Annotated in this window: 13 protein-coding genes and 1 pseudogene; 7 read left to right on the forward strand and 7 right to left on the reverse strand. The window is 60.1% G+C overall.

Features of this window, described 5'->3' with window-relative positions; genetic code table 11:
- Positions 1-61 precede the first annotated feature (61 nt).
- The 3 genes and pseudogenes from BB029_RS02275 (at position 62) to BB029_RS02285 (ending at position 1,172) form a co-directional block, all read left to right on the forward strand.
- The gene (locus tag BB029_RS02275) at positions 62-574 is read left to right on the forward strand and encodes a dihydrofolate reductase (protein WP_065938095.1); all 513 of its coding nucleotides are present in this window, start codon (positions 62-64) and stop codon (positions 572-574) included.
- A gap of 83 nt (positions 575-657) precedes the next feature.
- On the forward strand, positions 658-897 hold the full coding sequence (locus tag BB029_RS02280) for a type II toxin-antitoxin system RelB/DinJ family antitoxin (RefSeq protein ID WP_065938253.1): 240 nt from the start codon (positions 658-660) through the stop codon (positions 895-897).
- A pseudogene (locus tag BB029_RS02285) lies at positions 887-1,172 on the forward strand (type II toxin-antitoxin system RelE/ParE family toxin). The gene BB029_RS02280 and the pseudogene BB029_RS02285 overlap by 11 nt, the downstream one beginning before the upstream one ends.
- Before the next feature lie 31 nt (positions 1,173-1,203).
- On the opposite strand, the gene BB029_RS02290 reads toward BB029_RS02285, so the two are convergent.
- A complete protein-coding gene (locus BB029_RS02290; RefSeq protein ID WP_065938096.1) occupies positions 1,204-2,595 on the reverse strand; it encodes an L-cystine transporter in 1,392 nt (463 codons plus the stop codon).
- Positions 2,596-2,837: 242 nt separating this feature from the next.
- On the opposite strand from BB029_RS02290, the gene BB029_RS02295 reads away from it, so the two are divergent.
- Positions 2,838-3,896, forward strand: coding sequence for a hypothetical protein (locus BB029_RS02295; protein ID WP_027606122.1), 1,059 nt, complete (start codon positions 2,838-2,840; stop codon positions 3,894-3,896).
- 179 nt (positions 3,897-4,075) lie between these two features.
- On the opposite strand, the gene BB029_RS02300 is transcribed toward BB029_RS02295, so the two are convergent.
- Both BB029_RS02300 and ilvD read right to left on the reverse strand, forming a co-directional pair.
- Complete coding sequence (locus tag BB029_RS02300; RefSeq protein WP_065938097.1) at positions 4,076-4,663, reverse strand: putative adhesin; 588 nt, start codon at positions 4,661-4,663, stop codon at positions 4,076-4,078.
- Positions 4,664-4,820: 157 nt separating this feature from the next.
- Positions 4,821-6,662 carry a dihydroxy-acid dehydratase gene (ilvD, locus tag BB029_RS02305; protein WP_027606118.1) on the reverse strand — a complete coding sequence of 614 codons (1,842 nt, stop codon included), beginning with the start codon at positions 6,660-6,662 and terminating at the stop codon, positions 4,821-4,823.
- Positions 6,663-6,939: 277 nt separating this feature from the next.
- Here ilvD and BB029_RS02310 point away from each other — a divergent pair, with 277 nt between their 5' ends.
- A complete protein-coding gene (locus tag BB029_RS02310; protein WP_027606117.1) occupies positions 6,940-8,673 on the forward strand; it encodes a DUF4153 domain-containing protein in 1,734 nt (577 codons plus the stop codon).
- Here the strand turns inward: BB029_RS02310 and BB029_RS02315 are convergent.
- Positions 8,648-9,823 (reverse strand): MFS transporter, encoded by a 1,176-nt coding sequence (locus BB029_RS02315; RefSeq protein ID WP_065938098.1) that lies wholly within the window; start codon positions 9,821-9,823, stop codon positions 8,648-8,650. The genes BB029_RS02310 and BB029_RS02315 overlap by 26 nt on opposite strands.
- Positions 9,824-10,030: 207 nt before the next feature.
- Positions 10,031-11,227 carry a class I SAM-dependent rRNA methyltransferase gene (locus BB029_RS02320; RefSeq protein WP_065938099.1) on the reverse strand — a complete coding sequence of 399 codons (1,197 nt, stop codon included), beginning with the start codon at positions 11,225-11,227 and terminating at the stop codon, positions 10,031-10,033.
- A 187-nt stretch (positions 11,228-11,414) separates the two neighbouring features.
- On the opposite strand from BB029_RS02320, the gene BB029_RS02325 reads away from it, so the two are divergent.
- Together BB029_RS02325 and mutM are read left to right on the forward strand one after the other, a co-directional pair.
- Complete coding sequence (locus BB029_RS02325; protein WP_174556990.1) at positions 11,415-12,227, forward strand: HDOD domain-containing protein; 813 nt, start codon at positions 11,415-11,417, stop codon at positions 12,225-12,227.
- A gap of 21 nt (positions 12,228-12,248) precedes the next feature.
- On the forward strand, positions 12,249-13,061 hold the full coding sequence (gene mutM, locus BB029_RS02330; protein WP_065938101.1) for a bifunctional DNA-formamidopyrimidine glycosylase/DNA-(apurinic or apyrimidinic site) lyase: 813 nt from the start codon (positions 12,249-12,251) through the stop codon (positions 13,059-13,061).
- A 71-nt stretch (positions 13,062-13,132) separates the two neighbouring features.
- Here mutM and BB029_RS02335 read toward each other — a convergent pair whose 3' ends face one another.
- A complete protein-coding gene (locus BB029_RS02335; protein WP_003195146.1) occupies positions 13,133-13,384 on the reverse strand; it encodes a YfhL family 4Fe-4S dicluster ferredoxin in 252 nt (83 codons plus the stop codon).
- A gap of 114 nt (positions 13,385-13,498) precedes the next feature.
- Positions 13,499-13,978, reverse strand: a complete 480-nt coding sequence (gene coaD, locus BB029_RS02340; protein WP_003176711.1) for a pantetheine-phosphate adenylyltransferase — start codon at positions 13,976-13,978, stop codon at positions 13,499-13,501.
- Positions 13,979-14,074 lie beyond the last annotated feature (96 nt).

Here is a 14,074-nt window from a genome sequence, read left to right on the forward strand (position 1 = left end):
CTGTCGTGCAAGTGAGCTTGGAGCATAACCGCTGGTTCGTGGCTCTGGTATTCTCGTCGCCATGAAAAAAACTCTCCCTTTAAGCCTGATCGCAGCCCTCGGTGAAAACCGCGTGATCGGCGTCGACAACAGCATGCCCTGGCATTTGCCGGGGGATTTCAAATATTTCAAGGCCACCACGCTCGGCAAGCCGATCATCATGGGGCGCAAGACCTGGGATTCCCTAGGCCGACCGCTGCCGGGGCGCTTGAACATTGTGGTCAGCCGTCAGACCGACCTGGCGCTGGAAGGTGCGGAAGTTTTTCCGTCACTCGATGCCGCCGTGGCGCGGGCTGAAGCCTGGGCGCTGGAGCAGGGCGTGGATGAGCTGATGCTCATCGGCGGCGCGCAGTTATATGCGCAGGGGCTGGAACAGGCGGATCGCCTGTACCTGACGCGCGTGGCGCTGAGCCCGGAAGGGGATGCGTGGTTTCCGGCGTTTGATGCGAGCCAGTGGAAGTTGGTGTCGAATGTCGAGAATCCGCCGGAAGGGGACAAGCCGGCGTACAGTTTTGAGGTTTGGGAAAAGGCCTGACAGGCACCAGATTAGTCAGACTTGCAAAAGAAGCCTCGATGCGCCACTGTAATGACCAATGTCTTTACAGTGAGGGCTGCCCCATGGCCTCTATCAACGTACGTATCGACGACGACCTTAAGGCTCGTGCTTATCACGAGTTGGAAAAGCTCGGCGTCACCCCATCGGAATTAATGCGTCAAGCCTTGCAGTACGTGGCAGACCGCGGCCAGTTACCTTTCAAGCCTGTCCTCATGACTGAAGATGATGAGGCATTGTTGGCAACAGTTCGGGAGCGGCTGGCTGCGCCCCAGCGGGTGAAGGTCTCACTGGATGACCTATGAACTGGGTTTCGATGCACGGGCTTTGAAGGAATGGCACAAACTGGGCGATACCGTTCGTCAACAGTTTAAAAAGAAGCTGGTCGAGATCCTGAACAATCCACGTATTGAAGCCAGCCGTCTGCATGGCTTGCCCGATTGACAAAATCAAGCTACGCAGCACCGGTTATCGGTTGGTGTATCAAGTCATTGATCAGGAGATCACGGTGTTTGTCGTGGCTGTCGATAAGCGTGAGCGTGATGAGGTTTACCGAAAGGCTGCTGATCGTTTGAGCTAGCAGGGAGTGAGGTCCCTACTAGCTTATTCCGTCAGGCCTGCGCCAACGCCCCATGCTCATCCGCATCCAACAACGCTTTATCCGTCTGCCCCATGATCTGGCTGGTAATGGCCCCCGCCGTCATCGAACCATTCACGTTCAGCGCCGTACGGCCCATGTCGATCAGCGGCTCCACGGAAATCAGCAGCGCCACCAGTGACACCGGCAAGCCCATGGCCGGGAGCACGATCAACGCGGCGAAGGTCGCGCCGCCGCCCACGCCCGCCACACCGGCCGAACTCAGGGTCACAATCGCTACCAGGGTCGCGATCCACAGCGGGTCCAGCGGGTTGATGCCCACGGTCGGCGCCACCATCACCGCCAACATGGCAGGGTAGAGGCCGGCGCAGCCGTTCTGGCCGATGGTCGCGCCAAATGAGGCGGCGAAGCCTGCGATGGAGTGCGGGATGCCCAGGCGGCGGGTCTGCGCTTCAATGCTCAGCGGGATGGCCGCCGCGCTGGAGCGGCTGGTGAAGGCAAAGGTCAGTACCGGCCAGACTTTGCGGAAGAAACGCAGCGGGTTGATCCCGGCCAGGGACAGCAGCAGGCCATGCACCACGAACATCAGGCCCAAGGCCAGGTACGACACCACCACAAAACTGCCGAGCTTGATGATGTCCTGCAGGTTGGAACCGGCGACGACCTTGGTCATCAGCGCCAGCACACCGTACGGCGTCAGCTTCATCACCAGGCGCACCAGGCGCATCACCCAGGCTTGCAGGGTGTCGATGGCGTTGAGCACCTTCTGGCCTTTTTCCACGTCATCCTTGAGCAGTTGCAGCGCGGCAACCCCAAGGAAGGCGGCGAAAATCACCACGCTGATGATCGACGTCGGCTTGGCCCGGGCCAGGTCGGCGAACGGGTTGGCCGGCACGAACGAGAGCAGCAACTGCGGGATATTCAGGTCGGCGACCTTGCCGGCGTAATCGCTCTGGATCACTTGCAGGCGGGCCATTTCCTGGGTGCCGGCCACCAGGCCTTCGGCGGTGAGGCCGAACAGGTTGGTCAGGCCGATACCGATCAGCGCTGCAATCGCGGTAGTGAACAGCAGCGTACCAATGGTCAGGAAGCTGATCTTGCCCAGGGACGAGGCGTTATGCAGGCGCGCCACGGCACTGAGGATGGAAGCGAATACCAGCGGGATCACGATCATTTGCAGCAGTTGCACGTAACCGTTGCCGACCAGGTCGAACCAGCCAATGGAGGCTTTGAGCACGGGGTTGCCGTCGCCGTAAATGGCGTGCAAGGCCGTACCGAACGCTACGCCGAGGACCAGGGCGAACAGAACCTTCTTGGCGAGGCTCCAGTGGGTGCGACGGGTTTGTGCCAGGCCCAGCAACAGGGCCACGAACACCAGCAAGTTGAGAATCAGGGGCAGATTCATTGAAGCTCCGTTGAGAAGGCAGCCAATCGCGTGAGCCTGCGATTGCGAACCGGAAATGCTAACAGCTTGAAATATATTGATTTAATACCAATATGGAATGGCGACTGTCGTTTTTGGAATAAGCTGCTGACGCTCCGGCGTATGCCCGTGACGGAATCAGGACGCACACCGTCGTGCTCGCGTTGGGAACTGTCACAGGGATTTGTTAGCGTCCATGTCTTTCACTCAGGGAGACAACGCCTATGAAGCTCGCGCCGAAATTACTAGCCGCCGCATTCTGCCTCGGACTCGCCAGCCAGGCGTTCGCCGCCACCGAGTTGAAACACTGGCCGGCACCCGCCGCCAAACAACTGAACGAGATGATCGCCGCCAACGCCAACAAGGGTAACTTCGCGGTGTTCGACATGGACAACACCAGCTACCGCTACGACCTCGAAGAATCCCTGCTGCCCTACATGGAAAACAAGGGCCTGATCACCCGCGACAGCCTCGACCCGTCGCTCAAGCTTATGCCGTTCAAAGACACCGCCGACCATAAGGAAAGTCTGTTCAGCTACTACTACCGCCTCTGCGAAGTCGACGACATGGTGTGCTACCCGTGGGTTGCGCAGGTGTTTTCCGGCTTCACCCTCAAGGAACTCAAGGTCCAGGTGGATGAACTGATGGCCTCCGGCAAACCGGTGCCGGTCAGCTATTTCGAAGGCGACGTGGTCAAGCAGTCCGAGGTACAGCCACCGAAGGTCTTCACCGGCCAGGCCGAGCTGTACAACAAGCTGATGGAAAACGGCATCGAGGTGTACGTGATGACCGCCGCGTCGGAAGAACTGGTGCGCATGGTCGCCGCCGATCCGAAGTACGGCTACAACGTCAAACCCGAGAATGTCATTGGCGTAACGACCTTGCTCAAGGACCGCAACACGGGCGAACTGACCACCGCACGTAAACAGATCGCCGCCGGCAAATACGACGAAAAAGCCAACCTCGGCCTGGAACTGACCCCCTACCTGTGGACCCCGGCCACCTGGATGGCCGGCAAGCACGCGGCGATCCTGACCTACATCGATGAATGGAAAAAACCGGTGATCGTCGGCGGCGATACGCCGACCAGCGATGGCTACATGCTGTTCCACGATGTGGACGTGGCCAAGGGCGGTATCCACCTGTGGATCAACCGCAAGGACAAATACATGACCCAACTCAACGGCATGATCGCCAAGCATGCAGCGGCGCAAGCCAAGGAAGGCTTGCCGGTGACGGCGGACAAGAACTGGGTGATCGTCAAGCCTGACGAGATTCAGTAACACCGAGTCGCCTGCATCCCAGGCAAGCCAGCTCCCACATTTGAAGGTGTGCACACATCAAAATGTGGGAGCAGCGACTCGGCAGATCCTCCTGCTCTATCATCTTGTTGCCACCCCCTTCAGCGGGTGGATCGTCAAGCCGAAAGCGCTCGAGTTCTCTGAGTTGTTTTGCCGCTTTCTTAACGCAAAGGCGCACGGTATAGAGGGGCAGCAGGATTAAGTACATTCGGGCGACAGAATGAAGCGTGAATCTCTTGATACTGCAGCCCTTTGTTATTCACCGCCGTGAGGGCGTCCTGCAAAGTGATAGCAATGTTCCTCAGGGTGAGTGAAGGTTTTTTCCGGTTGCGCACAGTCAGCACGTCGAAGTCCGAGTTGTTCACGGTATACCGAATGTTGTTATAAGACTCTTCCTGGTATTTGCCGAGCATGTAATTTCGGACGTTTCCACCAGAACGGGTTTTCTCGTAAATCTCGACGGTTTCCCCGGCTATCGCGCCCAGGGTGGGGTCTTGCAGCGAATGACCAGCCGGGCCATAAAAAATAAGAGATGCCTTCTCCGGCACTTTCAAGTTCATACCCGGAAAGTAGGCGGCATGGGCGCTGATGATCAACTTTCTGGGAGACTGTTGTGTGGGGCCCTGGAACAGGTAGAAATGCTCACCAAGGGACGTTGCCCCTTTTGGCGGCGGGTTTTCTGTGTGTTGTGGGGGATGCTGGAGGGGCGTGGAAACAGTGACAGGAGAGGGGCGCGCGATTCTGGGCATAAGCGTTACCTGTTAGAAAACTGAGATCACGAACTGGCCCTTGCAGTGCTGGGCTCGGTAGGGTCAGTTTATTTATTGGTAGCTGATGGCATTGGGTTCCAGCGGCGGACAAAAAATGCCCCGGAGATCGGGGCATTTTCGAGGCTACTGATGGGGCTTACAGCCCATCCAGCATTGCCTTATTACGCACGGCACCCTTATCGGCGCTTGTGGCCAGCAGGGCGTAAGCCTTCAACGCGGTAGTGACTTTGCGCGGACGCTTCTCCACCGGCTTCCAACCTTTCTTGTCCTGCTCGACCCGGCGCGCTGCCAGCTCTTCATCGCTGATCAACAGGTTGATCGAGCGGTTCGGAATGTCGATCAGGACCTTGTCGCCGTCCTGCACCAGGCCAATCGCACCGCCGGCAGCGGCTTCAGGTGACGCGTGGCCGATGGACAGGCCCGAGGTGCCGCCGGAGAAACGGCCGTCGGTGAGCAGGGCGCAGGCTTTGCCCAGGCCCTTGGACTTCAGGTACGACGTCGGGTAGAGCATCTCTTGCATACCCGGACCGCCTTTCGGGCCTTCGTAGCGGATGATCACGATGTCGCCTTCTTTGACTTCGTCGGCGAGGATGCCGCGTACCGAGCTGTCCTGGCTTTCGTAGATCTTGGCGCGGCCTTCGAAGACGTGGATGGATTCATCCACGCCGGCGGTTTTCACCACGCACCCGTCAAGGGCAATGTTGCCGTACAGCACGGCCAGGCCGCCTTCCTTGGAGTAGGCGTGCTCGACACTGCGGATGCAGCCGTTTTCACGGTCGGCGTCCAGGGTGTCCCAGCGGGTCGACTGGCTGAACGCGGTCTGGGTCGGGATACCGGCCGGGCCAGCCTTGAAGAAGGTGTGCACGGCTTCGTCGTCAGTCAGGGTGATGTCCCACTTGGCGATGCCTTCGGCCAGGGATTTGCTGTGCACGGTCGGCAGGTCGGTGTGCAGCAGGCCGCCACGGGCCAGCGAGCCTAGGATCGAGAAGATCCCGCCGGCGCGGTGCACGTCTTCCATGTGGTACTTCTGGATGTTCGGCGCGACCTTGCACAGTTGCGGCACATGGCGGGACAGACGGTCGATGTCGCGCAGGTCGAAATCGATCTCGGCTTCCTGGGCCGCGGCCAGCAAGTGCAGGATGGTGTTGGTGGAACCGCCCATGGCGATGTCCAGGGTCATGGCGTTTTCGAACGCCTTGAAGTTGGCGATATTGCGCGGCAACACCGACTCATCGTTCTCGCCGTAGTAGCGCTTGCACAGCTCGACGATGGTGCGGCCGGCCTGCAGGAACAGCTGCTCACGGTCGCTGTGGGTGGCCAGGGTCGAACCGTTGCCCGGTAATGCCAGGCCGAGGGCTTCGACCAGGCAGTTCATCGAGTTGGCGGTGAACATGCCGGAGCACGACCCGCAGGTCGGGCAGGCGCTGCGCTCGTATTCCGCAACCTTCTCGTCAGAAGCGCTGGAATCGGCGGCGATGACCATGGCGTCGACCAGGTCCAGGCCATGGGAGGCGAGTTTGGTCTTGCCGGCTTCCATCGGGCCGCCGGAGACGAAGATCACCGGGATGTTCAGGCGCAGGGCGGCCATCAGCATGCCGGGGGTGATCTTGTCGCAGTTCGAGATGCACACGATGGCGTCGGCGCAGTGGGCGTTGACCATGTACTCCACGGAGTCGGCGATGATCTCGCGGCTCGGCAGGGAATACAGCATGCCGTCATGGCCCATGGCGATGCCGTCGTCCACGGCGATGGTGTTGAATTCCTTGGCTACACCGCCAGCGCGCTCGATCTCGCGGGCGACCAGTTGGCCCAGGTCCTTGAGGTGCACGTGGCCGGGTACGAACTGGGTAAAGGAGTTGGCAATGGCGATGATCGGCTTCTTGAAGTCGTCATCTTTCATCCCCGTGGCACGCCACAATGCGCGGGCGCCGGCCATGTTGCGGCCGTGGGTGGATGTTTTCGAGCGGTAATCAGGCATTGGAGCACTCCGGGCGGCTAATCGGTATCAAAGGGGAGTGAGCTTCTATTGACGTCTGGAACACCCGAAAAATGGCACTGGTGTCCGGAAGTTGCCGCAAACGTGACGGGATCGCCGTGCGCATTGGCCTTGAGCTCATAAACCCGCCGGGGGATGACTGGCGATGAATAGGGCCGATTCTACACCGCTGGCGGCTGGAGGGAACGGGATACTCAGGGCCGCTGGCTTTGTTTAGACTGGCGGCCCTTTGCCCCGACCCCTCTCCAAAGGAATTGGAATGCCCGGTATCCATCGTTTTCTTGGGTTCTACCTGCTGATCGGTCTGATCCAGGGAATCGTCTTCTATTACTCCGATCAGCTCTATCGCTTGAGCGAAACCGTGTTTTTTGTCACCTACACCGTGGTGTTGGTGGGCGGTACCACCTTGCAACTGCTGGGGGAAAAAGCCCGACAGTGGCGGTCGTTGCTGCCTACGCTGGCATTCACCCTGTTGATGGGTGGCATGACGCTGTGGGTCTGCTACGGCCTCGACCATGTCGGCAATAACCGCTGGGCGATCAATTCCTGGTTTATCAGCGTGGTGGTGTTGAGCTATGTCTGTGCCACGTTTCTGTTCGCCTGGCCCGCCGAAAAAGGGCAACGCTGGCGTTATGAAGACCTGTTCCAGCAGGCCTGGAACAGCGTATTCATCGTGCTGTATGCCCTGATCCTGGTGGGGGTGTTCATGTTGCTGCTCAAGCTATGGGGCCGACTGTTCCTGATGCTGGGCATCGAATTTTTTGAGCGCCACTTCTGGAGCCAGCTATTCCTGTGCATCAGCTTGCCGTTGGTGTTCGCCTTGGGCATGTACCTGGCGGCGCGCAGCGAGAAAGTCATCGGCCAGATGCGCGGCATGCTGTTCAGCGCCTGTGGCTTGTTGTTGCCGTTGATCGCCCTGATCAGCCTGCTGTTTACCCTGACCTTGCCGTTCACCGGGCTCGGTCGGATTTGGGCGACGGGTTATTCCACGCCGATTCTGCTGGTGCTGGCGGGGGCGCAGCTGTTCTTGCTCAATGGTGTTTTTCAGGAGGGCGTTCAACCTCCACCGTACCCCAAATGGTTAACGCGGTTTATCGAATTGAGCCTGCTGTGCCTGCCGATTCTCGCCGCCCTGGCGTTTTATTCGAGCTGGTTGCGGGTCGAGCAATATGCCTTATCGCCACAGCGCTTCATTGCACTGGCGGCTGCGTTACTCTGTGGTTTGTATGGCCTGGCGGCCGTGTGGGCGGTGGTGTTGCGTTCGCCGGTCTGGCTGGCCAACCTGCGTGTTACCAACCCGGCCTTGGCGCTGCTGTTTTGTGGGCTGGTGGTGTTGGTCAACACGCCGATCCTCGATCCGGTGCGCCTGAGCGTCGACGATCAGGTCCGGCGTTTGCTCGACGGGCGTACCAAGGCTGAAGAGTTTGACGCGCACTACCTGCGTTTTGGCCTGGAGAAGGCTGGGGAGGCGGCGTATGCCAAGTTGCAGGTCGACCTGGACCAGGAGCGCATTCTGGACCCGGAATCGCGCCGTGCCTTGCGTGAGCGGATGGAAGACACCTCGCTGAGTTTCAGTGAGCAGTATGAAAAAGAGCGTGCCCGCCGGCCCAAGCCCGAGCTGGAATGGATCGGCCCTGAGCCCAAGGGCAGCGAGCAGTTTGCCGAGCTCAGCCTGAACACTGACTCTGGGTGCGAGCCTGGCTGTGTGTTGTGGGCGGTGGACTTCGATCAGGACGGGCAGCCTGAAGTGCTTGCGATACCCCGCACCAGTTATCGCCATGACTTCAAGCCGCCGCGCATTTTTGTCCTGGACGATAAGGGCGAATGGGACGATCGCGGCCCTCTCGTATGGACGCAACTGCCCGACGGCTATGTGGATACCGAGACCCTGATCCACGATATCCGTGAGGGCAAGATCTCGTTGGTCAAGCCTCGTTACCGGCAGTTGCAGTCCAGTGACATGTTGCTCACGCCGGTGGTTCGTGAACCGTAGTCCGCCGATTGGTCACCAGCCCCCAGAGGCTGAATCCGATAAAACTGAGGGCGATGCTCATCAATAGATGATCGCCGGCCTGGGCCAGTGCCGCGCTGCCGACAGCGGCAGTGAGAAACATGATGCTATTGCCCGCCGACGCTGCCGTGCCCGCGCTGCTCGAGAACAACAGCATCGCCGCGGAAATGGCCGCAGGCCGAACCAGGGTGACCGCGAGGGCGCTGATCAGCATTGGGATCAACAAGGTCACGGTGGTCATGGCTTCAATGCTGACGATCAGCGTTAACAGCGCGCCTGCGACGAGCAGCAAGCCAAGACCGATATTGATTTGCCGGGACAGCGCCATGCGTTTTTGCAGGTACGAGGCAGCAACACCGCCGAGCAGATAGGCCAGGCCGTACACCAACAGCACCAGCGCATATTGGTATTCGGACAGTTTCAGCGCATCCATGAAAATCAGCGGCGTTACGCTGATCAAGGCGAAGTAGCAGGCAAATACCAGGGCGGCGATCCACCAATAGCGCAGAAAGTCCCGATTGCGCGCCACGGCCTTGAGTGTGCCGATGATGGATACCGGTTCGCGGTGCGGGCTGGAGGACTTCGACGGCAGGATACAGAGCGCATGGATCAACATGCCCGATGCCATCAGCGCAAACCCATAGAAGCTCCCTTGCCAGTCGAAGGTGGTTTGCAGCCAGGAGCCGATCAGCGGCGACAGCGCGACAAACGAGCCGCTCAGGGTCATGTAATAGAGGCGCACCCGGGCTCGGTCCTGCTCGTCGAACAGGTCTTCCACCAGTGCATGGCCCAGTACGAAGAAGCCGCAGCCCATGGCCTGGACCGTGCGGAACAGCAGGAAGGTCAGGTAATCCGGCGCCATGGCGCAACCTATCGCCCCGAGGATCGACAGCGTGATGCAGCCGAGGAGGACTTCCTTGCGCCCCCATTTATCCGAAAGCGGACCGGCGAGCAGTTGGGAGATGGAAAAGACCAGGGTGAACAGGCTGATGGACAGTGCGATGTCTGCGCTGGGCGTGTCGAACCGGGCGGACAGGGCGGGGAACGACGGGAGCAGGATATTGATCGGGAAAAAGCTGATCAGTGAAATGCAGGTGATGAGGATGAAGCGGGAGAGGGGGGGCCCAGACATTGTTTTTGTTTTCCGGAGTAAAACCAGAAAACGATACTAGTCTGCGAAAAGTGGAATTCAATCAAAACTACTGTGGGAGGCTTCCCGTAGCAATGTAGGAGCGAGCTTGCTCGCGAAGAACGTCAACGATAACGCAGCGCTATCAGGTAGCCCGCGTTGTATATGCGTTTTTCGCGAGCAAGCTCGCTCCTACAGAGGGTTCACGTCTTAGCTATTGGGCAACAACCGGCACGTAATGCTCTTGATATACCGCGTCTCGACAATCGCCGGATGCACCGGATGATCCGGGCCCTGGCCGCCACGCTCGAGCATCTGGATATTGCGGTCCAGATGGCGGGCGCTGGTCAGCAGGATGTTTTGCAGGTCGTCTTCCGGCAGGTGCATGGAGCACGAGGCGCTGACCAGGATGCCGTCCTTGCTGAGCAGGCGCATGGCTTGCTCGTTCAGGCGGCGGTAGGCGCCTTCGCCGTTCTTCATGTCTTTTTTGCGTTTGATGAAGGCCGGTGGGTCGGCGACGATCACGTCGAAGCGCTCTTCGCTGGCTTTCAATTCCTTGAGGGCTTCGAAGACGTCACCTTCGATGCAGGTCATCTTCTCGGCAACGCCATTCAGCGCGGCGTTGCGCTCCACGCCATCGAGGGCGAAGGCCGAGGCGTCGACGCAGAACACTTCACTGGCGCCGAAGGCCGCGGCCTGCACGCCCCAGCCGCCGATGTAGCTGTACAGGTCGAGTACGCGTTTGCCTTTGGCATACGGGGCCAGGCGCGCGCGGTTCATGCGGTGGTCGTAGAACCAACCGGTTTTCTGGCCCTGGATCACCGGGGCTTCGAATTTCACGCCGTTTTCTTCCAGCGCGACCCACTCCGGCACCAGGCCGAACACGGTTTCGACGTAGCGGTTGAGGCCTTCGGCGTCGCGCGCGGCGGAGTCGTTCTTGAACAGGATGCCGCTCGGCTTGAGCACTTGGGTCAGGGCGGCGATCACGTCGTCTTTATGGGCTTCCATGGTCGCCGAGGCGATCTGCACCACCAGGATGTCGCCGAAACGGTCGACCACCAGGCCCGGCAGCAGGTCGGAATCGCCGTAGACCAGGCGGTAGAACGGCTTGTCGAACAGGCGATCACGCAGGGACAGCGCGACGTTGATGCGGTGCACCAGCAGCGACTTGTCCAGCGGCAACTTGATATCGCGCGACAGCAGGCGTGCGCAGATCAGGTTGTTCGGGCTCATGGCCACGATGCCGAGGGTCTTGCCGCCGGCCGCTTCCAGGATAGCCTGGTCGCCCGCCTGGAAGCCGTGCAGAGGGGTGGCGGCCACGTCGATTTCGTTGCTGTAGACCCACAGGTGGCCGTTGCGCAAACGACGATCGGCGTTGGCTTTGAGACGCAGGCTTGGCAGGGACATGACGTCGCTCCGGAAAAAAGAGCGGGAGTATACCTTGTTATGTAGGAAATGGCCGGGCTGCCGGATGTGCGGGGAGGTGTCAGCCGAGGGTTGATAAGGGTTAGAATCCCCACCTAGCCCAGAGTGTGTACTTATGTCCCAAGAGCTTTCCGCCGAACAGATCCAGCAGGCCCTCCAAGGCATCAGCGTGCCGCCCCAGCCGCAAATCATGGTGGATTTGCAGATGGAGCAGTACATGCCCGACCCGGACCTGGAAGTGATCGCGCGGTTGATCTCCCAGGACCCGGGCCTGTCCGGCGCGCTGCTGAAGATCGTCAACTCGTCCTATTACGGCCTGAGCAACAAGATCGCCTCGATCCAGCGCGCGGTGAACCTGCTGGGCAGCCGCTCGATCATCAACCTGATCAACGCCCTGTCGATCAGGGGCGAGATGAGCGACGACACCATCGTCACCCTCAACCGCTTCTGGGACACCGCCCAGGACGTGGCCATGACCTGCCTCACCCTGGCCAAGCGCACCGGCGCCCAGGCGGTGGACGAGGCCTATGCCCTGGGGCTGTTCCACGACTGCGGCGTGCCGCTGATGCTCAAGCGTTTCCCCAACTACATGACGGTGCTCGAAGAGGCCTACGCCAACGCCGGCCCCGACTGCCGCGTGGTCGACACCGAAAACAATGCGTTCAACACCAACCATGCGGTGGTTGGCTACTACACCGCCAAGTCCTGGCGCCTGCCGGAGCATGTGACCGACGCCATCGCCAACCACCACAATGCCCTGGCGATCTTCAGCGATGAGTCGTCGCGCAATCCACAGCTGAAAAACCTGCTGGCGATCCTGAAGATGGCCGAGCACATCTGCTCGTCCTATCGCGTGCTGGGCAACCAGTCGGTGGACCATGAGTGGAATGCCATCGGCCACTTGGTGCTGGACTACGTGGGCCTGTCGGACTACGACTTCGAAAGCCTGAAGTTGTCGATCCGCGAACTGGGCGCGCACTGATCCCCCCTTCACGAGGTACACATGCCCGAGTTACCAGAAGTCGAAACCACCCGGCGTGGGATTGCGCCGCACCTGGAAGGCCAGCGGGTCAGCCGCGTGGTGGTGCGTGAGCGGCGCCTGCGCTGGCCGATCCCGGAAGACCTGGATGTGCGCCTGTCCGGCCAGCGCATCGTGCTGGTAGAGCGGCGCGCCAAGTACCTGTTGATCAATGCCGAAGTGGGCACCTTGATCAGCCACCTGGGCATGTCGGGCAACTTGCGCCTGGTCGAAGTCGGCATGCCGGCGGCCAAGCATGAACATGTGGACATCGAGCTGGAGTCGGGCCTGGCCCTGCGCTACACCGACCCTCGGCGTTTCGGCGCGATGCTCTGGAGCCAGGACCCGCACAACCATGAACTGCTTATTCGCCTGGGGCCGGAGCCGTTGACCGAGCTGTTTGACGGTGAGCGGTTGTTCCAGCTGTCCCGCGGCAAGTCGATGGCGGTGAAGCCATTCATCATGGACAACGCGGTGGTGGTGGGCGTGGGCAATATCTATGCGACTGAGGCGTTGTTTGCGGCGGGGATTGATCCGCGTCGCGCGGCGGGCGGCATTTCACGCGGGCGTTATTTGAAGCTGGCGATCGAGATCAAGCGCATTCTGGCGGCGGCAATCGAGCGTGGCGGCACCACGTTGCGGGACTTTATCGGTGGCGATGGGCTGCCGGGGTATTTCCAGCAGGAATTGTTCGTCTACGGCCGTGGTGGCGAGGCGTGCAAGGTCTGTGGGACTGAGCTGCGCAATGTGGTGCTGGGGCAGCGGGCGAGTGTGTTTTGCCCCAGGTGCCAGAGCTGATTGCTGTGTAGTGGCTAATATCGCTATCGGGGGCAAGCCCCCGATGAGGTCTTTCCAGGCACTAAAGAAGCTCAAGCCTTACCGGTAATCTTCCGGTACTTCTCCATCAACTGCTCTTCCGTCTCCGGATGGGCTTCATCCAGCGGAATGCAATCCACCGGACACACCTGCTGGCACTGCGGCTCGTCGTAGTGACCGACGCACTGGGTGCACAGGTTAGGGTCGATCACGTAGATCTCTTCGCCCTGGGAGATGGCGGCGTTCGGGCACTCGGGTTCGCAGACGTCGCAATTGATGCAATCGTCGGTGATGATCAGGGACATGGAAACTCCTGCCAGGGCTGTCAGCCAAGGCATCTGAAAACTAATGCGCGCAATTGTGCCGCATTGGCGCCCGCAGTGCGAGCTGTGGTGAGCGGGGCAAGCCCGCTCACCACATTACTTCTTGAAGCGCAGCGTCAGCGCATCAGCCACGGCCGGATGCACGAACTTGGTGATATCCCCGCCCAAAGCGGCAATTTCACGGACCAACGTCGAGGAAATGAACGAATAACGTTCCGACGGCGTGAGGAACAGGCTTTCCACGTCCGGCGCCAGTTGGCGGTTCATGTTGGCCAGCTGGAATTCGTATTCGAAGTCCGACACCGCGCGCAGGCCACGCAGGAACACATTGGCGTTCTGCTCTTTGGCGAAATGCGCGAGCAACGTGGAAAAGCCCACCACTTCCACGTTGGGCAGGTGCTTGGTGACCTCACGCGCCAGCTCCACGCGCTGTTCCAGGGGAAACAGCGGGTTTTTCTTGGGGCTGGCCGCGACTGCGATGATCACATGGTCGAACAAACGAGAGGCGCGTTCGACCAGATCGCCATGGCCTTTGGTAATCGGGTCGAAGGTACCTGGGTACAACACTCGGTTCATCGCGTCGTCCTGGCGGAGTCCGTTGGGGAACCGGATGGTATCGCAGCCATCCCGGTCGGCCAAGTCAACTTATGCATAAGAAAGCCGTATAGACAC

This window comes from Pseudomonas sp. S3E12, from assembly GCF_001702295.1.
Lineage (GTDB): Bacteria > Pseudomonadota > Gammaproteobacteria > Pseudomonadales > Pseudomonadaceae > Aquipseudomonas > Aquipseudomonas marginalis.

What these genes read in the sequence shown, in the direction of transcription:
- BB029_RS02275 (WP_065938095.1), top strand. Translation starts at nt 62, where the DNA reads ATGAAAAAAACTCTCCCTTTAAGCCTGATCGCAGCCCTCGGTGAAAAC.
- BB029_RS02280 (WP_065938253.1), top strand. Translation starts at nt 658, where the DNA reads ATGGCCTCTATCAACGTACGTATCGACGACGACCTTAAGGCTCGTGCT.
- BB029_RS02290 (WP_065938096.1), bottom strand. Translation starts at nt 2,595, where the DNA reads ATGAATCTGCCCCTGATTCTCAACTTGCTGGTGTTCGTGGCCCTGTTG.
- BB029_RS02295 (WP_027606122.1), top strand. Translation starts at nt 2,838, where the DNA reads ATGAAGCTCGCGCCGAAATTACTAGCCGCCGCATTCTGCCTCGGACTC.
- BB029_RS02300 (WP_065938097.1), bottom strand. Translation starts at nt 4,663, where the DNA reads ATGCCCAGAATCGCGCGCCCCTCTCCTGTCACTGTTTCCACGCCCCTC.
- ilvD (WP_027606118.1), bottom strand. Translation starts at nt 6,662, where the DNA reads ATGCCTGATTACCGCTCGAAAACATCCACCCACGGCCGCAACATGGCC.
- BB029_RS02310 (WP_027606117.1), top strand. Translation starts at nt 6,940, where the DNA reads ATGCCCGGTATCCATCGTTTTCTTGGGTTCTACCTGCTGATCGGTCTG.
- BB029_RS02315 (WP_065938098.1), bottom strand. Translation starts at nt 9,823, where the DNA reads ATGTCTGGGCCCCCCCTCTCCCGCTTCATCCTCATCACCTGCATTTCA.
- BB029_RS02320 (WP_065938099.1), bottom strand. Translation starts at nt 11,227, where the DNA reads ATGTCCCTGCCAAGCCTGCGTCTCAAAGCCAACGCCGATCGTCGTTTG.
- mutM (WP_065938101.1), top strand. Translation starts at nt 12,249, where the DNA reads ATGCCCGAGTTACCAGAAGTCGAAACCACCCGGCGTGGGATTGCGCCG.
- BB029_RS02335 (WP_003195146.1), bottom strand. Translation starts at nt 13,384, where the DNA reads ATGTCCCTGATCATCACCGACGATTGCATCAATTGCGACGTCTGCGAA.
- coaD (WP_003176711.1), bottom strand. Translation starts at nt 13,978, where the DNA reads ATGAACCGAGTGTTGTACCCAGGTACCTTCGACCCGATTACCAAAGGC.